Origin of the sequence: Streptomyces sp. NPDC087845 (assembly GCF_044742755.1) — a bacterium.
Lineage (GTDB): Bacteria > Actinomycetota > Actinomycetes > Streptomycetales > Streptomycetaceae > Streptomyces.
On record NZ_JBIUVC010000004.1, the window covers coordinates 432,730 to 454,173 of the forward strand.

18 protein-coding genes and 2 pseudogenes are annotated in these 21,444 nt (G+C 71.3%); 10 read left to right on the plus strand and 10 right to left on the minus strand.

Features of this window, described 5'->3' with window-relative positions; genetic code table 11:
- Positions 1-91: 91 nt before the first annotated feature.
- Positions 92-733 carry a superoxide dismutase gene (locus ACIOMQ_RS13925; protein ID WP_362193847.1) on the plus strand — a complete coding sequence of 214 codons (642 nt, stop codon included), beginning with the start codon at positions 92-94 and terminating at the stop codon, positions 731-733.
- Between the two features lie 126 nt (positions 734-859).
- Here ACIOMQ_RS13925 and ACIOMQ_RS13930 read toward each other — a convergent pair whose 3' ends face one another.
- The 3 genes and pseudogenes from ACIOMQ_RS13930 to ACIOMQ_RS13940 all read right to left on the minus strand — a co-directional run bounded on the left by ACIOMQ_RS13930 (position 860) and on the right by ACIOMQ_RS13940 (position 3,198).
- Positions 860-1,732 carry an alpha/beta fold hydrolase gene (locus ACIOMQ_RS13930; protein ID WP_402189025.1) on the minus strand — a complete coding sequence of 291 codons (873 nt, stop codon included), beginning with the start codon at positions 1,730-1,732 and terminating at the stop codon, positions 860-862.
- A gap of 70 nt (positions 1,733-1,802) precedes the next feature.
- Positions 1,803-2,057 (minus strand): annotated as a pseudogene (locus tag ACIOMQ_RS13935) (enoyl-[acyl-carrier-protein] reductase FabV); the annotation flags it as partial.
- A gap of 472 nt (positions 2,058-2,529) precedes the next feature.
- A complete protein-coding gene (locus ACIOMQ_RS13940) occupies positions 2,530-3,198 on the minus strand; it encodes an O-methyltransferase (RefSeq protein WP_362193841.1) in 669 nt (222 codons plus the stop codon).
- Between the two features lie 77 nt (positions 3,199-3,275).
- Here ACIOMQ_RS13940 and ACIOMQ_RS13945 point away from each other — a divergent pair, with 77 nt between their 5' ends.
- Both ACIOMQ_RS13945 and ACIOMQ_RS13950 read left to right on the plus strand, forming a co-directional pair.
- On the plus strand, positions 3,276-3,926 hold the full coding sequence (locus ACIOMQ_RS13945; protein ID WP_389796262.1) for a CatB-related O-acetyltransferase: 651 nt from the start codon (positions 3,276-3,278) through the stop codon (positions 3,924-3,926).
- Positions 3,923-4,762, plus strand: coding sequence for an MOSC domain-containing protein (locus tag ACIOMQ_RS13950; RefSeq protein WP_401753139.1), 840 nt, complete (start codon positions 3,923-3,925; stop codon positions 4,760-4,762). The genes ACIOMQ_RS13945 and ACIOMQ_RS13950 overlap by 4 nt, the downstream gene beginning before the upstream one ends.
- Here the strand turns inward: ACIOMQ_RS13950 and ACIOMQ_RS13955 are convergent.
- Together ACIOMQ_RS13955 and ACIOMQ_RS13960 are read right to left on the minus strand one after the other, a co-directional pair.
- A pseudogene (locus ACIOMQ_RS13955) lies at positions 4,752-4,886 on the minus strand (DUF397 domain-containing protein); the annotation flags it as partial. The gene ACIOMQ_RS13950 and the pseudogene ACIOMQ_RS13955 overlap by 11 nt on opposite strands.
- Before the next feature lie 19 nt (positions 4,887-4,905).
- Positions 4,906-5,901: an ArsR/SmtB family transcription factor gene (locus ACIOMQ_RS13960; RefSeq protein WP_401753137.1), complete on the minus strand. Its 996-nt coding sequence runs from the start codon at positions 5,899-5,901 to the stop codon at positions 4,906-4,908.
- Between the two features lie 61 nt (positions 5,902-5,962).
- Between ACIOMQ_RS13960 and ACIOMQ_RS13965 the strand changes: the two genes are divergently transcribed.
- Together ACIOMQ_RS13965 and ACIOMQ_RS13970 are read left to right on the plus strand one after the other, a co-directional pair.
- Positions 5,963-7,177, plus strand: coding sequence for an MFS transporter (locus ACIOMQ_RS13965; protein ID WP_401937886.1), 1,215 nt, complete (start codon positions 5,963-5,965; stop codon positions 7,175-7,177).
- Between the two features lie 83 nt (positions 7,178-7,260).
- A complete protein-coding gene (locus tag ACIOMQ_RS13970) occupies positions 7,261-8,187 on the plus strand; it encodes an NADP-dependent oxidoreductase (RefSeq protein WP_402189027.1) in 927 nt (308 codons plus the stop codon).
- A 58-nt stretch (positions 8,188-8,245) separates the two neighbouring features.
- Here ACIOMQ_RS13970 and ACIOMQ_RS13975 read toward each other — a convergent pair whose 3' ends face one another.
- Positions 8,246-8,704 carry a GNAT family N-acetyltransferase gene (locus ACIOMQ_RS13975; protein WP_362193823.1) on the minus strand — a complete coding sequence of 153 codons (459 nt, stop codon included), beginning with the start codon at positions 8,702-8,704 and terminating at the stop codon, positions 8,246-8,248.
- A gap of 276 nt (positions 8,705-8,980) precedes the next feature.
- The gene (locus ACIOMQ_RS13980) at positions 8,981-9,631 is read right to left on the minus strand and encodes a DsbA family protein (protein ID WP_362193820.1); all 651 of its coding nucleotides are present in this window, start codon (positions 9,629-9,631) and stop codon (positions 8,981-8,983) included.
- Between the two features lie 132 nt (positions 9,632-9,763).
- Between ACIOMQ_RS13980 and pepN the strand changes: the two genes are divergently transcribed.
- On the plus strand, positions 9,764-12,382 hold the full coding sequence (pepN, locus tag ACIOMQ_RS13985; protein WP_402189030.1) for an aminopeptidase N: 2,619 nt from the start codon (positions 9,764-9,766) through the stop codon (positions 12,380-12,382).
- 91 nt (positions 12,383-12,473) lie between these two features.
- On the opposite strand, the gene ACIOMQ_RS13990 is transcribed toward pepN, so the two are convergent.
- The 3 genes from ACIOMQ_RS13990 to ACIOMQ_RS14000 form a co-directional block, all read right to left on the minus strand.
- Positions 12,474-13,466: an ABC transporter permease subunit gene (locus ACIOMQ_RS13990; protein ID WP_402189032.1), complete on the minus strand. Its 993-nt coding sequence runs from the start codon at positions 13,464-13,466 to the stop codon at positions 12,474-12,476.
- Positions 13,463-14,362, minus strand: coding sequence for an ABC transporter ATP-binding protein (locus ACIOMQ_RS13995; RefSeq protein ID WP_401264159.1), 900 nt, complete (start codon positions 14,360-14,362; stop codon positions 13,463-13,465). The genes ACIOMQ_RS13990 and ACIOMQ_RS13995 overlap by 4 nt, the downstream gene beginning before the upstream one ends.
- An 89-nt stretch (positions 14,363-14,451) precedes the next feature.
- Entirely contained in the window at positions 14,452-14,631 is a 180-nt protein-coding gene (locus ACIOMQ_RS14000) for a hypothetical protein (protein ID WP_362193808.1), read from the minus strand.
- Between the two features lie 119 nt (positions 14,632-14,750).
- Here ACIOMQ_RS14000 and ACIOMQ_RS14005 point away from each other — a divergent pair, with 119 nt between their 5' ends.
- From ACIOMQ_RS14005 to ACIOMQ_RS14020, 4 genes are all read left to right on the plus strand, one after another.
- Complete coding sequence (locus ACIOMQ_RS14005) at positions 14,751-15,893, plus strand: sensor histidine kinase (RefSeq protein WP_402189034.1); 1,143 nt, start codon at positions 14,751-14,753, stop codon at positions 15,891-15,893.
- On the plus strand, positions 15,890-16,558 hold the full coding sequence (locus tag ACIOMQ_RS14010) for a response regulator (protein WP_401264161.1): 669 nt from the start codon (positions 15,890-15,892) through the stop codon (positions 16,556-16,558). Before ACIOMQ_RS14005 ends, ACIOMQ_RS14010 begins: the two co-directional genes overlap by 4 nt.
- A gap of 304 nt (positions 16,559-16,862) precedes the next feature.
- Positions 16,863-17,918, plus strand: coding sequence for a hypothetical protein (locus ACIOMQ_RS14015; RefSeq protein WP_402189036.1), 1,056 nt, complete (start codon positions 16,863-16,865; stop codon positions 17,916-17,918).
- Positions 17,919-18,099: 181 nt separating this feature from the next.
- Complete coding sequence (locus ACIOMQ_RS14020; protein WP_362193796.1) at positions 18,100-21,417, plus strand: S8 family serine peptidase; 3,318 nt, start codon at positions 18,100-18,102, stop codon at positions 21,415-21,417.
- The last annotated feature ends 27 nt before the right edge of the window (positions 21,418-21,444 follow it).

The following is a 21,444-nucleotide window of genomic DNA, read 5'->3' on the forward strand; positions in this document are numbered from 1 at the left end:
GGCTGATCACTTCTGAGCTCCTCCTGCTGTTAGCCTGCTCTTGCATATAGGTTGCAATAACAACAGGACAGCAGCTGGAGGGTTCGACCACATGGCCACGTACACGCTTCCGGAACTCCCGTACGACTACGCGGCGCTCGAACCGGTCATCAATCCGCAGATCATCGAGCTCCACCACGACAAGCACCACGCCGCCTATGTGAAGGGTGCGAACGACACCCTGGAGCAGTTGGAGGAGGCGCGCGACAAGGATGCCTGGGGAGCGATCAACGGGCTCCAGAAGAACCTCGCGTTCCACCTCTCCGGCCACATCCTGCACTCGATCTACTGGCACAACATGACCGGCGACGGCGGCGGCGAGCCCCTCGCGGCGGACGGTGTCGGTGACCTCGCGGACGCGATCACGGAGTCGTTCGGCTCGTTCGCCGGCTTCAAGTCCCAGCTGACGAAGGCTTCGGCCACCACGCAGGGCTCCGGCTGGGGCGTCCTGGCGTACGAGCCGGTCAGCGGAAAGCTGATCGTCGAGCAGGTCTACGACCACCAGGGCAATGTCGGCCAGGGCTCCGTCCCGATCCTGGTCTTCGACGCCTGGGAGCACGCCTTCTACCTCCAGTACAAGAACCAGAAGGTCGACTTCATCGAGGCCATGTGGCGCGTCGTCAACTGGCAGGACGTGGCGAAGCGTTACGCGGCCGCCAAGGAGCGCGCCGACGTACTGCTGCTCGCCCCCTGACGGGGAGGCGCATGAACGCCCTGCCTCGTGATCGTCTTCTCAACCTTCACCGGGCAGGCGGATGAAGGGGGGACCCTCACCTGGACGTGACAGGTGAGGGTCCTTCTGTCATGTCGCGCACGGGGGTCAGGTGCTGGGGGCGTGCTTCAGCAGCGTGCTCAGCACCTGCTCGGCATGCGTCCAGAGCACCGCTCCGCCCGCGTCCGGCACCAGGTGCCGGACCGCTCCCGGGATCCGCGAGGCCAGAACGGCCCCCTGGTCGGGCGAGTGACCGGTGTCCTTCTCCCCGTACCAGAGGTCCACCGGTACGTCGATGTCCGACAGTTCGATCCCCCAGCGGCCCATGACCAGGACGGTGTCCCGGGCATAGCCGCCGGCCCCCTGCGCGAAGGCTTCGTCGAGCGCGCGCCGGTAGGCGGCCGCGAACGCGGGCTGCTGATAGACGGCCAGGTCGCACTCCGGGCTGCCGGACATGACCATGTCCCACATCGCCTGCGGAGTGAACCCGGCGAAGACCTTCTCGGCGGCGGCCGGGTCGGACACGGCCAGGTCGACGAGGCGCCGCAGTTCGCCCGGCAGCGCGTCGCCGAAACACGGCGCGGCGATCTCGTCCGCACCGGAGACCACCGCGAGCGCGCCGACCACTCCGGCAGCCGCGCATCCGAGAGCGAAGGGCGCGCCCTGCGAGTTGCCGACCATCAGGGGCCGCTCCAGGCCGCGCAGGGCGGCGAACGCGCGGATGTCGTCGGCGAAATCCCCGAAGGTGCGGCCGGGCCGGGGCGAGGAGGCACCCAGTCCCGGACGGTCGAACGAGATCACCCGCACCCCGAGACCGTCCGCCACGTCACCGCCGAAGCCGAGGTGCCTGCTGGTGGCCGCTCCCGGCGACAGCAGCACCGGCACACCGTCCACCGGCCCCCACTCGGCCCAGCCCAGCCGCCGCCCTCCCGGAAGCTGTTCTGTACCGATACGAACCGGATCAATCACACGCAAAGTCATACTTCTGATCATGACCGGATCCACGCGTCCCGTCGAAGGGATTTCCACCGGCCGCCTGGACCGGACCGCTTCAGGGGGTGACCGTATCCGGCCAGGGGATGTCGGTCTCGACCGGAGCGGCGTAGTCGATGCCGGGCACGGCGAACCCGTACAGGCGCCGCACTTCGGCGTGGAACCAGTCGAGGTCGGCGAGTTCGGTGATGTTCTCCGTCGTGGCGGCGTTCCACCGCTCGGTGACGGCCGCCTGGACGGTGGGGGCGAGTTCCCAGGCGTCCAGGCGCACCCGCCCTTCGTCGTCGAGGTCGAGCGGACGGACGCCGGTGAGAGGAGCCGATGACCAGTGCCACGGGCGCCCGGTCGGGCACCCGGGACGGGGCGGGGACGGCCTGCCACATGTACTCCACCAGGCGCTCGCAGCCGGCCCGGTGGTTTCCTCCGCCGAATACCTGGAGTTGTTCACCGCCCTGGGCATGAGCCCGTTCGACGGCGCCGTCTTCGACCCCTTCCGGCACGAGATCACCGAAGTGGAGCAGAGCGATGATCCGGACGAGCCGATCCGGATCACGGAAGGGTCCTCTTCCCCCACGCATGGCGCCTGCCCGGTCCGGAGGAGGGCAGCGGGCAGGTGGAGTGAGGGGCCCTTCGCCGGACGTGACAGATGAGGCCCCCACCGTCACGTTGCACGAACAGGGAGAGGCACTCCCCCGCCCGGCCGACACCCCGCCCGGCCGCCCCGGTGCACGAGTTGGCCCGCTCGGCACCACTCCCACAGGCATCCCGGCCGAAGTCAGCAGATGTCAACCGGTGACGAGCGCCATCAACAGCCCGTCATAGCCCTTGCTCCCGACGGTCTGGAGTGCGGTCGCGCTCAGCCTCGGGTCGGCCGCGACGAGTTCGGTGAAGCGGCGCACGCCCTGCACCCTCGGGTCGTCACTGGTGCCGTCGACCACCTCGCCGTCCCGCACCACGTTGTCCGCGATGATCAGGCTGCCCGGCCGAGTCAGTTTCAGCGACCAGGCCAGGTAGTCCGGGTTGCTCGGCTTGTCGGCGTCGATGAACACGACGTCGAACGGCCCGTACCCCGCCTCCGCGAGCTCCGGCAGCGTGTCGAGGGCCCCGCCGACCCGGATCTCGACGACATCCGCCAGGCCGGCACGCTCGATGTTCCCGCGAGCGACCTCGGCGCACTGCGGATCGGATTCGAGCGTCACGAGCCTGCCGCCCTCGGGCAGCGCACGGGCCAGCCAGATGGTGCTGTAGCCCCCCAGTGTGCCGATCTCCAGCACGGTGCGCGCCCCCTGGAGCCTCGCCAGCAGATGCAGCAGCTTGCCCTGGTTGGCGGCGACCTGGATCGCCGGGAGCCCGGCCTCGTCGCTGGCCTCGACGGCCGCGTCCAGAGCTTCGTCCGAACCGACCAGCAGGCCGTTGAAGTAGTCGTCGACCTCGGTCCACTGCACCAGTGTCACGGCGTGTTCCTCTCTCGAAACGATTTGAGTTCCCAAAAGGAACTTACCTCATCCGCGTGAATGCGATGATGGGCACCATGAACGTCGTTCCCGCCGACCCCAGCGCTCTCCACCCGATGCCGGGCCAGCCCCGGGTCGTGCAGCTGAAGCCCCTGGTGAAGTCCGAGCTGATCGAGGTCGGCGACTACTCGTACTACGACGACCCCGACGACGCGACGGCGTTCGAGGCCCGCAACGTGCTGTACCACTACGGCCCCGAGAAGCTCGTCATCGGGAAGTTCTGCGCACTGGGGACCGGGGTGCGGTTCCTCATGAACGGTGCGAACCACCGGATGGACGGCCCGTCCACCTTCCCGTTCCCCACCATGGGCGGCTCCTGGGCCGAGCACTTCGACCTGCTGACCGGGCTGCCGGGCCGGGGCGACACGGTCGTCGGCAACGACGTCTGGTTCGGCTACGGCTCCCTGGTGATGCCGGGCGTACGGATCGGGCACGGCGCGATCATCGGCTCCGGCGCCGTCGTCACCGGTGACGTACCCGACTACGGCATCGTCGGCGGCAACCCGGCCAAGCTGATCCGCACCCGGTACGACGACGAGACCATCGCCCGGCTCCTGGCGGTGGCCTGGTGGGACTGGCCCATCGAGCACCTCACCCGACACATCCGCACCATCATGTCCGGCAGCGTCGACGACCTCGAGGCGGCGGCCCGGGAGGGGACATCGTGACGATCACCGTTCGAGAACTGGCGTACTACCCGGTCAAGGGCTGCGCCGGCACCACGGTCGATTCCGCGCAGGTCCTCGGGACCGGCCTCGAACACGACCGGACGTTCATGGTCGTGGACGCGGCGGACGGCACCTTCCGCAGCCAGCGCACCCATCCTTCGATGGCCGCGATCGGGGTCGAAGTCCTGGACGCCGGGGCGGTGTTGGCACTGTCCGGCGAGGGCGTCGAGCCACTCCGCCTGAAGGTCGACCGGGACGGCCCGCGCCGCGAGGTCAGCATGTTCGACCGCCCGCTCGGCGTGGCCGCCGACCAGGGTGACGAGGTCGCGGAATGGTTCTCCGACGCGCTCGGCGCGAAGTCCCGCCTGGTGCGGGTGGCCCCCGGCTTCGACCGGGACGGCTGGGGCGACACCCCCGGCAAGGTCAACTTCGCCGACGCACACGCGGTGCTGGTCACCTCGACGGCCTCCCTGGACGGCCTCAACGCCCGCATCACCGCCAGGGGCGACGCCGAGCCGGTGCCGATGGACCGCTTCCGCGCCAACATCGTCCTGACCGGCAACGACGAACCGCACTTCGAGGACCGGGTACGCCGGATGCTCCTCGGCACGGTGGAACTGGCCCACTCGGTACGGGCGATGCGCTGCAACGTCCCGCTCATCGACCAGCGCACCGGCCGCCGCCGGGGCCCGGAACCGGTCCGGACCCTCGCGACGTACCGGCGCGAGCCGGAGTACAAGAACAAGGTGAGCTTCGGCGCGAAGAACGCGGTGGTCTGCGAGGGCGTGGTGACCGTCGGCGACGTGGTCGAGGTCGTGGAGTGGCTCAGCCCGTGAAGGCCCCGGCCTTCACCCCGTCGATGAACACGGCCCGCCCCTGGGGGGCGTAGAACGGAAGCCCGCCGTCACGGTTCTCGCTGTCGCGGACCGCTCGGCCGCCGTCGGCGGTACGGGCGGCCTCGACGCACTCGTCGAGTGGCTCATGCCCTCGGTCTCTCCCCCTCCCCCTCCCCCTGGGCGCCCACCAGCACGTCTCCGACGTCCGTACGGAAGTACAGCACCGACCGCCCGGCCCTTCGGCGGCCCGCCAGGCCGGCGTCCAGCAGCACCTTGAGGTGGCGGCCGACCGACCCCAGCCCCTGGCCGGTCAGGGCCACCAGCTGGGTGGTGCTCTTCGGGCTGGAGAGAAGGACGAGGACGGCCGCCCGAGCGGGACCGAGCAGGCGTCCCAGGCTGTCGGGCACCCGCACCCGTCCCGCGTCGGCCAGGGCGCCCGAGCACGGGTAGACGACCGCGTACCGCCCGGCGTCGTCGTCCCAGGAGACCCAGCCGGTGCGCTGGGTGACCGGCACGAACAGCAGCCGCACACCGGACAGTTGCTTCGGCGGGTAGTCGTGCGCGTTGATCTGGAGCCGGCTCCCGCCGAGCCACCGCATTCCCGGGCGCAGGCCGCTCAGGGCGGTTGCCCAGCCGCCCTCGCTCAGCTGTCCGGTCCGCGCGACGATGTCCGCCTCGATGATCCGGCGGCGGCGCGGCCAGTCCGGCAGTACGGTCCGGTGCCAGACCCACTCCAGCACGTCGGCGGCGCGCTGTGCCAGGTCGTCGCGGTCCAGGAGCGCCGGGAGGGGACCGCCGAGGGCGACCTCCAGATCCGCTCGGGCGCGTTCGGGCGAGGTCGCCCTGACGGGTGCCAGCTCCTCCTCGAAGGACGGTGTGCCCTCGCCCGTCGGTGTGGGGGTGATGAAGTCCGCGTTCCAGCTGCCGCCGAGCGCCGCCGGTACGAGTCGGGCGGCGACCGGGTCGGTGGCCCGCCGCGCCCGGTGGGCAGGCAGATGGGTGTCGAGCCAGGCCCGTTCGCCGGGGTGCTCGGGCCGTTCCCTCTCCAGGGAGTTCAGGGCGGAGATGGTCTCGGCGAGCGGCGAGACGACGAAGCGGCTCCCCGCGAGCGTGTCCGCGTTGATCTGCCACAGGCCCATGATGTTTCGCCTCCGCGCGAAACAGTAACGGCCGCCGCACGCACCCGCTGAGACTCCCCGCATGCGCACCTACCGGGAACTCTTCCGAGCGCCGCAGTTCGGACCGCTCTTCGCGACCAGTGCCGTACAGGTCGCGGGGTCGACGATGAGCGGGCTGGCCCTCGGCACCCTCGTCTACGCCGCGACCGATTCGCCGCTGCTCGCCGCCCTGTCCATGTTCGGCTCCTCGCTGGCCCAGGTGATCGGGGCGACCGTGCTGATGTCGGCGGCGGACCGGCTGCCGCCACGGGCCGCGATGACCGGTATGGCGCTCGCCTTCGGGCTGGCCACCGCCGTCCTCGCCGTTCCCGGGCTCCCGCTGCCGGCCGTCTTCGCGATCGTCCTGATCGAGGGCGTGGTCGCCGCGGTGGGCGGTGGTGTGCGGTACGGCCTGCTCCATGAGGTCCTGCCCGAGGACGGCTATCTGCTGGGGCGTTCCGTACTGAACATGTGCGTCGGTCTGATGCAGATCGGCGGGTTCGGGCTCGGTGGTCTCCTGGTGGCCACGCTGTCCGCGCGCGGCACACTGCTGGTCGCGGCCGCCCTGTATCTGACCGGTGCGGCCGTCGCCCGGTTCGGTCTGGCCCGCCGTCCGCCGCGCGCCACCGGGCGGCCGTCGGCCGCCGAGACGTGGCGGACCAATGCCGTTCTGTGGTCCTCGGGTCCGCGCCGCCGGGTCTATCTCGCCCTCTGGGTGCCGAACGGGCTGATCGTCGGCTGCGAGTCGCTGTTCGTCCCGTACGCCCCCGGGCACGCCGGGCTGCTCTTCGCCTGTGCCGCGCTGGGGATGCTCGTCGGGGACACCGCGGCGGGCCGGTTCGTCGCACAGCGGTGGCGGGGGCGGCTGGCCCTGCCGATGCTGCTGCTCCTGGCCGCCCCTTATCTGCTCTTCGCCGCGCGTCCGGCGCTGCCGCTCGCGATCGCTCTGGCCACGCTCGCCTCGGTCGGGTTCTCCGCGAGTCTGCTGCTCCAGGAGCGGCTGATGGCCCTGACCCCGAACGAGATCACCGGTCAGGCCCTCGGGCTGCACTCCTCCGGCATGCTCACCATGCAGGGCGTCGCGGCCGCGCTCGCGGGTGCGGTCGCCCAGTGGACCTCGCCGGGGACGGCGATGTCCGTGATGGCGGGGGCCTCCCTCGCGGTCACCCTGAGCCTGGCCGCGGCCGGGCGCCGGGCTGCGGGAGCGGAGTACGGCGGGGCGCCCCGTGAGCCGTCGGGCAGTGCCGTCACTCGATAGTTTGAGCGTGTGCCTTAAGGGGACTTCAGCGCTCCCGATCAGTCTCGGTACACATTGAATGGGCAAAGGGGCAGAGGGAGAACATGTTAAAGACGTATCGCGCAGTGCAGTTCACGGAGTACGGCGGACCGGATGTTCTGGAGGTCGTGCGGCGCGAGGTGCCGCGTCCGGGCCACGGACAGGTGCTGGTCGAGGTCCGGGCTGCCGGGGTGAATCCGCTGGACTGGCAGCTGCGCAGCGGGGCCGTCGCGGCGATGATGCCGGTGGAGTTCCCCGCGGTGCCCGGCGGCGACGTCGCCGGTGTCGTTGTGGACGTCGGCGAGGACGTGACCGGCTTCGCGGCGGGTGACGAGGTCTTCGGTTCGATCGGCTCCGGCGGCTACGCCGAGTTCGCACTGGCCCCGGCGGCGCAGATCGCGCGAAGGCCCCAAAACGTGCCCTGGGAGGTCGCGGCCGGGCTGCCGGTGGCGGTCGGCACGGCCTACCAGGCGCTCGACGACCTCGGGGTGAAGGCCGGGGAGACACTGGTCGTGGACGGAGCCGCCGGCGGTGTCGGGTCCGTGGCCGTGCAGCTCGCCGGGCGTCTCGGCGCGACCGTGATCGGTACGGCGAGCGAGCGCAACCACACGTACCTGCGTTCGCTCGGCGCCGAGCCGGTGACCTACGGCGAGGGGCTCGCCGAGCGGATCCGCGCCCTCGCGCCGAACGGCGCGGACGCGGCATTCGACACCGCGGGAAAGGGCTCGTTGCCGGCGCTCGTCGACGTGACCGGCGGGCCGGAGCGCGTGGTCACCATCGCCGACCACCGGGCGGAGGAGCACGGCGTGCGCTTTGTGTTCGCCGGCGCCGGTGCGGTCCGTGAGCGTCTGGAGCGGGCAGCCGCGCTGGTCGCGGACGGCGCACTCACCCTGTCGGTGGCGCGGACGTACTCGCTCTCCCAGGCGGCCGATGCCCACCGGGAGAGCGAAGGCGGCCACGTACGCGGCAAGCTGATCATCGTGCCGGACTGACGCGGGTACGGCTGCCCCGGCAGCGCCTGATGGCCCCGGCCCGGGGACCGGCAGGGAATCAGCGCGCGGTGAGGCCGACTTCCAGCAGCGGCAGCTCGCGGCCGGGGATCGAGCCCGACGGAGTCGCCCCGATCCGGACCGCGCCCATCGCGAGGTAGAACGGTTCCGCGTTCGGGTCGGCGTCGATGGTGAGGCGTACGAAGCCGAGTAGGCGGGCCTGCGCCATGGTGTGCTCGAAGAGGAGCCGGCCGATGCCCCGGCCCAGGGAGTCCGGGGCGACGAACATCATGCCGAGGGCGCCCTCGGGCGGGGTGCCGTCCAGGGTGGTGAAGCCCAGGACGCGGCCGGTCTCCTCGGCGACCGTCGTGCGGCGGCGGTCGATGTCGGCCGGGTGCAGGGTGAGTTCGTCACGGCAGGAGGCGAGGAACGCCTCGTCGTAGCCCCAGTGGGCCTTCGACGCCAGGGCCAGCTCGGTCAGCGCCCCGGCCTCGGACCGTCGTGCCGGTCGTACGTTCATCTCCGCCCGATCCCCTTTCCGTCTCCCCGCGTCCTTCGGCGGTTCGCCGCATCCGAGACTGCCAGACCTCTCCGGCATGCCGCACCGCGTGGGCCCGACGAACTTCTGACGGAACGGAGCGGGTGGCGCTGCGGCTGCCGGAGCCGGACGCCTCGTACGCGCGGGCGAGGGGTGCGGGGTGCGGGATCCGGACGGCGGCCGGACCCCGCAGCGCACCGTGTGCGACCGGCGGAGAATCGCGATCAGCAGAGGATCACGGTCAGCGGGACATCGCGGTCAGTCGAAGACCGGGCCCTGCGTCCGGGTCCGCTTGATCTCGTAGAAGCCGGGGATCGACGCCACCAGCAGCGTGCCGTCCCACAGCTTCGCCGCCTCCTCGCCCTTCGGGGCGGGGGTGACGACCGGACCGAAGAAGGCGATCTGCTCGCCGTCCGTGCCCGGGACGGCGATGACCGGGGTGCCGACGTCCTGGCCGACCTTGTCGATGCCCTCCTTGTGGGAGGCGCGCAGCTCGGCGTCGTACGCGTCGGAGTCCATGTAGTCCACCAGCTCGGCGGGCAGGCCGACATCCCCGAGCGCGGCCACGATCGCCTCGCGGGTCGGGCCCTCGCCCTGGTTGTGGAAGCGCGTGCCGAGCGCGGTGTACAGGGGGCCGACGACATCGTCACCGTGCTTCTGCTGGGCGGCGACGACGACGCGGACCGGGCCCCACGCCTGGTTCTCCAGCAGGTCGCGGTACTCCTCCGGCAACTCGTCGAGCTTGTCCTCGTTGAGGACGGCGAGGCTCATCACATGCCAGCGGACCTCGACGTCGCGGACCTTCTCCACCTCCAGCATCCAGCGGGAGGTCATCCACGCCCAGGGGCAGAGCGGGTCGAACCAGAAATCAGCAGGTGTCCTGCCGGTCGCCGTGCTGTTGTCAGACATGTCTCTCCTCGTAAAGGCGTTCGCACCTGTGCGCGAAAACGCCTCCGGACGTACCGGCCATTCCCCTATGCCGGGCCGAGTGGCGGCATGGGAGGATCAAACTATTCGAACGTGACACAAAGGAGTGTGCCCGTGCCCGGTGAGAACCTGTCCCGCGACGAGGCCCGTGCGCGGGCCGAGCTGCTGACGGTCGACAGCTACGAGGTCGGTCTCGATCTGCGTTCCGCCATCGGCGGGGCCGACGAGGACGGCGACGGGGCCGCCGCCGGTCCGCGGACCTTCCGCTCGGTGACGACCGTCCGGTTCCGCACCGCGCGGGCGGGGGCGTCGACCTTCGCGGATCTGGTGGCGCCGAGCGTGAACGCGGTGACGCTGAACGGCCGGCCGCTCGACCCCGCCGTCGTCTTCGACGGGACGCGGGTGGCGCTGGAGGGGCTGCCGGAGGGCGAGAACGTCCTGGTGGTCGACGCGCAGTGCGCGTACAGCCGGACCGGCGAGGGCATGCACCGGTTCGTCGACCCGGAGGACGGCGAGGTCTACCTCTACACGCAGTACGAGCCGGCCGACGCGCGGCGGGTCTTCACGAACTTCGAGCAGCCCGACCTGAAGGCCCCCTTCCGCTTCGAGGTGACCGCACCCGAGGGCTGGGCGGTCTGGAGCAACGGGGCCGAGGAGTCGCGGGAGGGCGGGGTCCGGCGGTTCGCCGAGACGAAGCCGATCTCCACGTACATCACGGCGATCGTGGCCGGTCCCTACCACTACGTCACCGACTCCTACAGCCGTACGTTCGACGACGGTACGGAGCTGGAGATCCCGCTCGGCGCGATGTGCCGCAAGGGGCTCGCCCGGCACTTCGACGCGGACGACATCTTCCTCGTCACCAAGCAGGGCCTGGACTTCTTCCACGACAACTTCGACTACCCGTACCCGTTCGGGAAGTACGACCAGGCGTTCGTGCCGGAGTACAACCTCGGCGCGATGGAGAACCCGGGCTGTGTCACGTTCCGCGAGGAGTACATCTTCCGCGGCAAGGTGACGCAGGCGGCGTACGAGAGCCGGGCCAACGTCATCCTGCACGAGATGGCGCACATGTGGTTCGGCGACCTCGTCACCATGCAGTGGTGGGACGACCTGTGGCTGAAGGAGTCGTTCGCCGACTTCATGGGCGTCTTCGCCATGGTGGAGTCGACCCGTTTCGAGGACGGCTGGATCACCTTCGCCAACAACCGCAAGGCCTGGGCGTACCGCGCCGACCAGCTGCCGTCCACGCACCCGGTCACGGCCGACATCCGTGACCTGGAGGACGCCAAGCTCAACTTCGACGGCATCACGTACGCCAAGGGCGCCTCGGTGCTGAAGCAGCTGGTGGCGTACGTGGGGCGGGACGCGTTCCTGGAGGGCGCCCGGCGCTACTTCAAGAAGCACGCCTACGGCAACACGCAGCTGGGCGATCTGCTGTCGGTCCTGGCCGAGACGTCCGGGCGTGACATGACCGCCTGGTCGCGGTCGTGGCTGGAGACCGCGGGCGTCAATTCGCTGACCCCGGTGGCGACATACGACTCGGCCGACCGGATCACGGAGCTGGCGGTCCTCCAGGAGGCGGCCGGGTCCCACCCGGAGCTGCGGCCGCACCGGGTCGCGGTCGGCCTGTACCGGCGCGCCGCCGACGGCGACCTGGTGCGGTACGCCCGCGCCGAGGTGGATGTGGCGGGGCCGCGCACGGTGGTCGCGGAGCTGGCGGGGGCCGAGCGGCCCGAGCTGATCCTGGTCAACGACGACGACCTCACCTACTGCAAGGTCCGCTTCGACGAGGTGTCCCTGGCCACGCTGCGGGCGCACCTCGGTGACGTGACCGACCCCCTGGCGCGGGCGCTGTGCTGGTCCGCGCTGTGGAACCTGACCCGGGACGGGCTGATGCCGGCCCGTGACTTCGTCTCGCTCGTGCTGGCCTTCTCCGGCCGGGAGTCCGACATCGGTGTGCTGCAGATGCTGCACATCTGGACGCGGACCGCGCTCGTGCACTACGTGGCGCCCGGGTGGCGCGAGGAGGGCGGCCGGGCGCTGGCCGCGGGCGCGCTGCGGGAGCTGCGGGTCGCCGAGCCGGGCAGCGAGCACCAGTTGGCGTGGGCGCGGTTCTTCGCGTCGGTCGCCGGCTCCGACACGGACTTCCAGCTGCTGTCCGGGCTGCTCGACGGTTCGGCGCGGATCGACGGGCTGGACGTCGACCAGGAGCTGCGGTGGGCGTTCCTGTCGTCGCTGGCCGCGCACGGGGTGGCCGACGAGTCGGTGCTCGACGCCGAACTGGCCCGCGACGACACGGCGTCCGGGAAGCGGCACCAGGTGCGGTGCCTGGCCTCGCGGCCCTCGGCCGCGGTCAAGGCGCAGGCCTGGGCGGGTGTCGTGGAGTCGGACGCGCTGTCCAACGCGTTGGTGGAGGCGACGATCACCGGCTTCGAGCAGTCGTCGCAGCGGGAGCTGCTGGCTCCGTACGCGGGCAAGTACTTCGACGCGATCGAGCGGGTGTGGGCCGAGCGGTCGATCCAGATCGGGATGGCCGTGGTGAAGGGCCTGTTCCCGTCGCTCCAGGACGACCCCTCGACGCTGGCGGCCGCGGACGCGTGGCTGACCGCCCACGAGGACGCGGCGCCGGCGCTGCGCCGGCTGGTGCTGGAGGCGCGGGACGATCTGGCTCGGGCGCTGCGGGCGCAGGGGTGCGACGCGAGGGCGGCGGAAGCCGGGGCCGGGGCCTGACGGCCGGGGCGGGGCCTGACGGCCGGGGCCGGGGCCGGGCGCCCCGGCTCTGTCCTCGGTCTCGGCCCCGGCCCGGCTCTCCGGCGCTCCGTCAGGTGAGCCGGCCGCGAATCCGCCAGAAGCACAGACCGGCGACCAGCGCGGCCAGGACCGCGAAGATTCCGGTCTCGTACCTCTGAAAGGTCCAGTAGCGACCGGCCGGCTGCTCGGAGACGTCGACGTGGATGTTCCCCTTGGCCAGACAGGCCGGCAGGTCGGCCATCGAGTGGTTGTCCATGCAGTCCTGGAACCACTCGGTGTGGCCGACCTCCCTGCCGGTGGAGTCGAGCATCGGGCTGGTCTTCACCACCCAGGGCCCACCCGGCACGCGCAACCCGCCGATCTCGCCGTAGGTGCCGATCTTCGTCAGTCTGCCGACCAGTTCGGCGGTGAGCGGCACGGAAGTGCGGACCGGGGTGACGTAGTGCGGCCGGACCACGGTGGGCATGACGATCTGGAGCACCACGAAAGCCACCAGGGTCACACTCATCGCCGGCACGGTGCGGCGGATGAACAGCCCGAGGGTCGTACCCAGCACGAAGGCGAAGGCGGCGTAGCCGAGCGGGGCGATGTTTCGCGAGCTGAACAGCAGCGGCTCGAAACGGTTGTTCAGGACGGCGTCGACCGGCCCGGAGGCCCAGGTCAGCGCAAGGCTGAACAGACCGGCGACGACCACGCCGAGCAGGGTGCCGAGACCGAGCTTGGCCGCCAGCCACTGACGGCGGGTCACGCTCTGGTTCCACACGAGCCGGTGGGTACCGGACTCCAGCTCGCGGGTGATCAGCGGGGCTCCCCAGAAGATGCCGATGGCGCCGGGGGCGGCCAGCAGCAGGTAGCCGAACAGGTCGACCTGCAAGATGTACTTGTCGGCGAACGTGCCCAGTTGGCTTGAACAGCTGTCCCGGCCCGCGCAGTGGGTGAGGGTGTCGTCGTACGCGCCATGGATCTGGTTGCCGAGCACCAGCAGGTAGATCGCGAGCAGCGCCAGCGCACCGAGGCCCACCAGCGCCTGCACGCGGGACTGACGCCAGGTCAGCCAGATCATCGGTGGGCCTCCGTGTGCACCGGGGCGGTCCGGGCGGCGTTCTGGTCCGCCCGGGTCAGGTAGGCCAGGACCAGCTCTTCCAGGTCGAGGGCCTCCACCCGCCAGGGGCCGGGTGATGGCGGACCGCCGGCGCGGACGATCGCCGTGCTCTCCCGCGGCGTGTGGTCGAGGCGTATGGCCTCCACCCCGGGGGGCAGGGCCGCGAGGTCCTGACGGGTGCCGGTGATCCGGCGGTGGCTCGCCAGCAGCTCCGACACGTCGCCGGCCAGCTGGACCCGCGAGTCGGCCAGCACGACCAGGTAGTCGCAGACCCGCTCCACGTCGGGCAGCGCGTGCGAGGAGAGGATGGCGCTCGCCCCCAGATCGGTGACGGACTCCATCAGGTTGTCCAGGAAACCGGAACGGGCCAGCGGGTCGAGCGCGGCGGCGGGCTCGTCGAAGATCAGCAGTTCCGGCCGCTTGGCCGCCGCGACGGTCAGGGCGAGCTGGGCGCGCTGGCCCCCCGAGAGCCGGCCCGCCTTCTGCTTCGGGTCCAGTCCGGTCCGGGCGATCCGCCGCTGCGCGAGCGGGCCGTCCCAGGCCGGGTTCAGCCGGGCCCCCATGCGCAGGTGGTCCGCGACGGACAGCTCGGCGTACACGGGCGTGTCCTGGGCGACGAAGCCGACCTTCGCCAGATGGGCCGGACTCGCGGCGGGCTCGGCGCCCAGTACGCGGATCGTGCCCGAGCTGGGCCTGCTCAGCCCGCAGGCCATGTTCAGCAGTGTCGACTTGCCGGCGCCGTTGGGACCGACCAGACCGATCACCCGCCCCTGCGGGATGTTCAGGTCGCAGTCCGTCAGCGCCTGGTGGCGGCCGTACCGCTTACCGAGCCGCACGGCTTCCAGTACTGGTGTCATGTGTTTCCTCGATCGGGATCGGCGAAGTGGTCGAAGCAGCGGGGCGAGGGCGGGGGTGCCCGTCCGCCGGGAAGGGCGGATCACCCGGGTCAGCCGCGCGTGCGGCGGCCGTCGCGCCACTTCTTCGCGAGTCGGCACAGGCCGTAGACGACGGCGGCGAGGACTACCAGTTGGAGTGCCCACCAGGCGTACAGCAGCGGACTTCGCTCGGTCTTCTCGGCCTGGGCGGAGACGGCGAGGACGATCGGAGCGGAGATGAGTTCAGCCATGTCCTCAGCCTGCTGAGGACGCGTCGGCGCCCGCACCGGCCGAAGGTACGGTTCGCCCGCCCCCACTCGTACTTTCGGCCGGTTCAGCGGCCGGCCGGCGATCGCATAGCGTGAATCGGGTGAATACCGCGCTTCGTTCGCTCCGAGGGCCCAGGGCCGTGGTCAACGCGGCCCTGGGGGCCGTGTTCGCCGCAGTGCTGCTCTTCATGGCCGTCCAGTACGCGAGCCAGGGCCGCCCCTGGGTCTTCGACGCGGGGGCAGGTCTGGTGGTGTGCCTGGTCGCCCTCGGACGGGAGCGGCACCGGGGGTGGGCGGCGGTCATCGGCCTGGCGGCCGCGGGGAGCGCCGGACTGATCGCCGGGCTCGCGGGACTGCCCGGCGAGCCCGGCCCGGGAGCGATGGCGGGCCTGCTCGTCCTCGGCTGCTCCGCGATCCGGACGCTGCCCCACCGGCAGGCCGGCGCCGTCGCGGCCGCCGGTCTCGCGCTGACGGCCGTCGGCCGGCTGACCGCACAGGCCCCCAGCACCCCGGCCCGGGTCGGAACGGAAGTCTGGATCCTCGCCCTCGGGCTGGGTCTCGGCCTGCGTTTCCTGGACCACCGCCGCCGAACCGCCGCCGAGACCGTCCGGCGCGACGAGCGCCTCGCCCTGGCCCGGGAACTGCACGACGTGGTCGCCCACCACGTCACCGGCATCGTGGTGCAGGCCCAGGCGGCACGGATCGTGGGCAGGCGGCAGCCCGAGCTGCTGGACGAGACCCTGGCGGGCATCGAGGCGGCGAGCAGTGAGGCGCTGGCCGCGATGCGCCGGGTGGTCGGCCTGCTGCGCGACACCGAGGACGTGGCCACCACCTCCCCCGCCACGCCCGGCCCGGAGCAACTGTCCGAGCTTGTCCAGCGGTTCGAGGGGCACGGGCCGAAGGTGCGGCTGCGGCTGCCCGAGAACCAGGCGCCCTGGCCGCCCGAGGTGACCACCACCGTCCACCGGATCGTCCAGGAGTCACTGACGAACATCGCCCGGCACGCCGCGCACGCCCGCTCGGCCACCGTCGACGTCGTCCAGGACCCGGCCGGCGTCACCGTCACGATCACCGACGACGCACCGCCCGGCCACGCCCGGCATCTGCAGAGGGGCGGGTTCGGCCTGATCGGCATGCGCGAGCGGGTCGAGGCGCTCGGTGGCACCCTGACCGCGGGCCCCGGGCCCGGCGCCGGCTGGGCGGTGCTCGCCAGGGTTCCGGTCCTGGTGCGGGAGGGCCGGTGACGATCGAGGTCCTGCTCGCCGACGACCAGGCGATGATCCGCGGCGGCCTGAAACTCATCCTGGAGGACCAGGAGGACATCACCGTGGTCGGCGAGGCCGCCGACGGCGCCGAGGCGGTCGACCTCGCCCGGCGGCTGCGCCCGGATGTCTGCCTGGTCGACATCCGGATGCCGAAACTGGACGGCATCGAGGTCACCCGCGCCCTGGCAGGACCGGGCCTGCCGCACCCTCTGAGAGTGGTCATCGTCACCACCTTCGACCTCGACGAGTACATCTACGGCACGCTGCAGGCCGGGGCGGTCGGATTCGTCCTCAAGGACGCCGGGCCCGCCCTGCTGGTCGAAGCCGTCCGCGCGGCAGCCGCGGGGGACGCCCTGCTCTCCCCGTCGATCACCCTGCGGCTGCTGCGAAACCTGGCCCCGGCCCGGCATGCGACCGTGGCCGGGCCCGCCCGGCCGCTCTCCGTACGCGAGACGGAGGTGATCCGGGCCATCGCCCGGGGCCGCACCAACCAGGAGATCGCCGCCGCCCTGTTCATCTCGCTGAGCACCGTCAAGAGCCACCTGGCGACCATCCAGACCAAACTCCGGGTACGCAACCGGGTCGAGATCGCGGCCTGGGCCTGGGAAAGCCGCCTCATGGACGCCACGAAGCCGCTCCGTTGAAGAAATGGCCCGAGCTCCGGCGATCCAGGACCTCCCTCCAGGAGACGCGCCCCCGTTTGCCGCGCACGTGTCGCCGCCGCCGTCTGCCATGTGACGGTCACCGTGCCGACGTGACGGTCACGGGGCCGATGCGACGGTCACGGGGCCGATCGCGCCGCCCGTACAAGAGGCGGGCGTGCGATCCCCGGTGGGACGGGCCTTTTCGGCTATCGAACGCGCGTACTTTAGGACGGTGTTGTCCTGAATTGTCGACGAGTGTGTAACAGGGGTTACCACCGCGACCGCGCGCGGGATACCCCGGAGCATGACCCAGAACACCCCGCTCTCCCCCCGCCACCTCCCCGTCGCCGGCGATGTCCGTCAACGCGTGCTGTCCGCAGCGCAGTTGAAGGCGCACGGCGTGTCCGTCGCGGAGGCTGCCGCGCAGTGCAGGACCGGCGGGCCGTGGCAGCAGCCGCTGCCCGGCGTGTACGTCCTGCACCCGGGACCGCCCACCGGCGAGGAACTGCTGCGTTCCGCCCTCCTGTACGCCGGACGGCCACCGGCCTCCGGTCGCCGTCGGGACGCGGACACGGGGTCCGGGTACGGCGAGGCCATGGTCACCGGGCTCGCCGCGCTCGCCCTGCACGGGTTCGCGACCGCGCCGCCGCTCGCCTCCTCGGCCGGGATCGATGTGCTGGTGCCGCGCACCCGGCGGCTGCGCTCGGTCCGGTACGTACATCTGGTGCGGGCCGCCGAGCCGCCCCGCCCCGAGGAGGTGGGCGGCCTGCCCGTGGCGCCGGTGGAGCGGGCGCTCGCGGACGCGGTCGCCGGGCTCGGGGACGCCTCGGCGGTACGCCGCCTGCTCACCGAGGCGATCCGCGGCGGGTACTGCGAGCCGGCTGCCGCCGTACGCGAGCTGAGCCGGGCCGGGGTGCTGGGCCGCCCCCACGTGGTGGACGCCGTCGACGCGCTGCTGGCCGAGGGGCGGGCGGTGGCGGAGGGCCGGCTGTACGAGACGGTGCGGTCGTACGGCCTGCCGGAGCCGCTGTGGAACGTGGACCTGCGGCTGCCCGGCGGCCCGCATCTCGGCGGGGTGGACGCCTACTGGCCCGAGCAGGCGGTCGCCGTGGTCCTCGGCGCCGGGGCGCTCCGGCGCAGCGGGCTCGGCGACGGCCGGCGCCAGGAGGACCACGAGGCGCTGTGGTCCGCGAACACCGCCGAGCGGGAGCACCTGGAGCGGCTCGGCATCACCGTCGTCCCTCTCTCGCCGAAGAAGCTCCGCGACGCCGGGGAGCAGCAGGCGGTCGTGGTGCGTACGGCGCTGATGGCGGCGGCCGATCGCGAACCGGCCGCGTATGTGAGCGTCCTGCCTCGCTGAAAGCAGGACCACAGACGCCACTTATTCACCGGTTCCTCCCTGCTGGCGCATCAGCCCCGGTGGCGGAATTCCGCCATGTCACCATCTCGTACCCCCCAACTCTCCACAAACCCCTGTCATTTACGAAAGGGTGAGCGGTCATCCGGTACCGAATTCCGGACTTTCTCTTTCACTTTCAGGGATGCTGATGACCTCCGAGTCCCCCAGTTCCATACCCGGGGCGAGACGCGCGGCCCGAGTCGCGGCTGCCGCCGGTCTGGTGGCCGCGCTGGCCGCCACCGGCACCGCACCGGTGTTCGCCGCCGACGCCCCCGTTCCCGCACCCGCTCCCGTCAAGTCCGCCGCCAAGGGCGCCACGGGCGACAAGCTCGGCGCGGCCGACGCCGACATTCTGGCCAAGGCCAAGGCCGAGGGCGAGAAGAACGTCACCATGATGGTCGCCACCGCTCCCGGTGCGACCGAGCAGGTCACCAAGCAGCTGGACGCCGTCAAGGGGTCCGTGCTGGGGCGTGCGTACGACAAGCTCGGCTACGTACGGGTCACCGTGCCCACCGCGTCCGCCGAGGCGACCATCAAGGCGGCCTCCAAGCTGTCGTCCGTCCACGGCATCGATCTCAAGCAGGAGATCAAGCTGGACGACCCGACGCCCGCGGCCGACCGCGCGTCCGGGACCGCCGCGAAGACGAAGTCCACCGGCTCCTACCCGGCGCCGGGCAAGAAGACCCCGGCGAAGAACCCGTACAACCCGTCCTTCGAGACGGGCGCGGTCGACTTCGTCGCGCAGCACCCGAAGGCCGACGGCCGCGGGGTGACCATCGGCATCCTCGACTCGGGTGTCGACCTCGGCCACCCGGCACTGCAGAAGACCACGACCGGTGCCCGCAAGGTCGCCGACTGGGTGACCGCCACCGACCCGGTCAGCGACGGCGACGGCACCTGGCTGCGGATGACGGACGCCGTGTCCGGCCCGGCGTTCACGTACCAGGGCCGTACGTACAAGGCGCCCAAGGGCTCGTACCGGATCAAGCTGTTCGCCGAGGCCGCCACCAAGGGCGGCGACATGGCGGGCGACCTGAACCGCGACGGTGACACCACCGACGTGTGGGCCGTGCTCTACGACCCGGTCACCGGCACCACGCGCGTCGACCTGAACAGCAACGGCGACTTCACCGACGACGCCGTCCTGAAGCCGTACAAGGAGAAGCACCAGGTCTCCTACTTCGGCAAGGACGACCCGCGGACCGATGTCGCCGAGCGCATCCCGTTCGTCGTGGAGACGCGCAAGGACGTCGTGTACAACGCGGCCGGCGACACGTCCGACTACGTGAACATCGGCGTCATCGCGAACGAGCACGGCACCCACGTCGCGGGCATCACCTCCGCGAACGGCCTGTTCGGCGGCAAGATGAGCGGTGCCGCGCCCGGTGCGCAGATCGTCTCGTCGCGTGCCTGCACCTGGTCGGGCGGCTGCACCAACATCGCGCTCACCGAGGGCATGATCGACCTCGTCGTGAACCGCGGCGTCGATGTCGTCAACATGTCGATCGGCGGACTGCCGCCGCTCAACGACGGCAACAACGCCCGCGCCGCGCTCTACAAGCGGCTCGTCGACATGTACGGCGTCCAGCTGATCATCTCGGCCGGCAACGACGGCCCGGGGGTCAACACCATCGGTGACCCCGGCCTCGCCGACCACGTCATCTCCGTCGGCGCGTCGATCTCCAAGGAGACGTGGGCCGCCAACTACGGCTCGAACGTCACCAAGAAGTACGACATGATGCCCTTCTCCTCGCGCGGTCCGCGTGAGGACGGCGGCTTCGCGCCGATCCTGACGGCCCCGGGCGCGGCCATCAACACCACCCAGACCTGGCTGCCCGGCGGCCCGGTCAAGGAGTCGGGCTACTCGCTCCCGGCCGGCTACTCCATGCTGCAGGGCACCTCGATGGCCTCGCCGCAGGCCGCGGGCGCGACCGCGCTGCTGCTGTCCGCCGCGAAGCAGAAGCACATCGAGCTGCCCCCGGCCGATCTGCGTACCGCGCTGACCAGCACCGCCACCCACATCAAGGGTGTGCCCGCGCACGCCCAGGGCTCCGGTCTGATCGACATCGTCGGCGCCTGGAAACAGATCGAGAAGCAGGGCACCCCGGCGCACGAGTACTCGGTGAAGGCCCCGGTCGACACCGCGATCGACTTCGCGCTGAAGACCCCCGGCTTCGGCACCGGTCTGTACGACCGCGAGGGCGGCCTGAAGGCCGGCCAGAAGAAGTCGTACGACGTCACGATCACCCGCACCACGGGGCCGGACAAGGCCGTCAAGCACCAGCTGTCGTGGAAGAACAACGACGGCACCTTCACGCTGACCGGTCCGAGCACGGTCTCGCTGCCGCTCGGCAAGCCGGTCACCGTCAAGGTCCAGGCGAAGCCGGGCAGCGCGGGCGTGCACAGCGCGATCCTGCGGGTCGACGACAGCAAGACCACCGGTGTGGACCAGCAGATCCTCACCACGGTGGTCGTCTCCTCGAAGCTGACGAAGCCCGCCTACGCGTTCAAGGCGTCCGGCTCGGTGCAGCGCAACAGCACCACGTCGTACTTCGTGGACGTGCCGGAGGGCGCCAAGACCCTTGAGGTCGCCATGAGCGCGCTGCGCTCGGGCAGCCAGACCCGCTTCATCTCCATCCACCCGTACGGGGTGCAGATGGAGGACAGCAGCACGCCGTTCTGCTACCCGAACTACGAGAACCCGGCCAACACCTGCCGGCCGGACGTGCGCTCGTACAAGGACCCGCAGGCCGGCGTCTGGGAGATCGAGGTCGAGGCACGGCGTACGTCGCCGCTGCTGGACAACCCGTACAAGCTGGACGTCTCCCTGCTCGGTGCGACCTTCGACCCGGCGGTGCAGACCCTCGCCGAGGCGAAGATCGGCACGCCCGCCGCGGTGAACTGGAAGGTCACCAACGGCGCGGGCGACCTGGAGGGCACGCTCAAGGGCGGCTCGCTGGGCTCGGCCAAGGTCGCCAAGCCGTCGATCAAGACGGGCGACCAGCAGGAGTACACGGTCACCATCGGTGAGGGCGTCGAGAAGCTGGACGTCGCCATCGGCGGTACGGCGGACGCCAACGCGGACCTGGACCTGTACGTCTACCGGGGCGACACCGAGGTCGGCAAGTCCACCACGGCCGGCTCCGAGGAGTCGGTCAGCCTGGCGAAGCCCGCCGCCGGCACGTACACCGTCCTGGTCGACGGCTACGACGTCCCGGCCGGCACCACCACGTACGACTACCGCGACGTGTACTACGCACCGTCGCTCGGCACGATCAAGGTCGACGAGTCGAAGGCCGTGAACCTGGCCAACGGCGCCTCGGCCCAGATCGGTGCCGAGGTCTCCGTCGCCGGGGCGGCCCCCGAGGGCCGGCAGTTCTTCGGCGAGGTCCACCTGGTGAACGGCCGCGGGACCGCGGCGGGCACCGGCAGCGTCGTGATCGAGAAGGTCACGCCGTAGCGGAGCCCGTGGCGGCCGCCGTGACCG

Coding starts and splice junctions, on each gene's coding strand:
- ACIOMQ_RS13925 (WP_362193847.1), top strand. CDS start 92: ATGGCCACGTACACGCTTCCGGAACTCCCGTACGACTACGCGGCGCTC.
- ACIOMQ_RS13930 (WP_402189025.1), bottom strand. CDS start 1,732: ATGACTTTGCGTGTGATTGATCCGGTTCGTATCGGTACAGAACAGCTT.
- ACIOMQ_RS13945 (WP_389796262.1), top strand. CDS start 3,276: ATGAACGTCGTTCCCGCCGACCCCAGCGCTCTCCACCCGATGCCGGGC.
- ACIOMQ_RS13960 (WP_401753137.1), bottom strand. CDS start 5,901: ATGGGCCTGTGGCAGATCAACGCGGACACGCTCGCGGGGAGCCGCTTC.
- ACIOMQ_RS13965 (WP_401937886.1), top strand. CDS start 5,963: ATGCGCACCTACCGGGAACTCTTCCGAGCGCCGCAGTTCGGACCGCTC.
- ACIOMQ_RS13970 (WP_402189027.1), top strand. CDS start 7,261: ATGTTAAAGACGTATCGCGCAGTGCAGTTCACGGAGTACGGCGGACCG.
- ACIOMQ_RS13975 (WP_362193823.1), bottom strand. CDS start 8,704: ATGAACGTACGACCGGCACGACGGTCCGAGGCCGGGGCGCTGACCGAG.
- ACIOMQ_RS13980 (WP_362193820.1), bottom strand. CDS start 9,631: ATGTCTGACAACAGCACGGCGACCGGCAGGACACCTGCTGATTTCTGG.
- ACIOMQ_RS13990 (WP_402189032.1), bottom strand. CDS start 13,466: ATGATCTGGCTGACCTGGCGTCAGTCCCGCGTGCAGGCGCTGGTGGGC.
- ACIOMQ_RS13995 (WP_401264159.1), bottom strand. CDS start 14,362: ATGACACCAGTACTGGAAGCCGTGCGGCTCGGTAAGCGGTACGGCCGC.
- ACIOMQ_RS14000 (WP_362193808.1), bottom strand. CDS start 14,631: ATGGCTGAACTCATCTCCGCTCCGATCGTCCTCGCCGTCTCCGCCCAG.
- ACIOMQ_RS14015 (WP_402189036.1), top strand. CDS start 16,863: ATGACCCAGAACACCCCGCTCTCCCCCCGCCACCTCCCCGTCGCCGGC.
- ACIOMQ_RS14020 (WP_362193796.1), top strand. CDS start 18,100: ATGCTGATGACCTCCGAGTCCCCCAGTTCCATACCCGGGGCGAGACGC.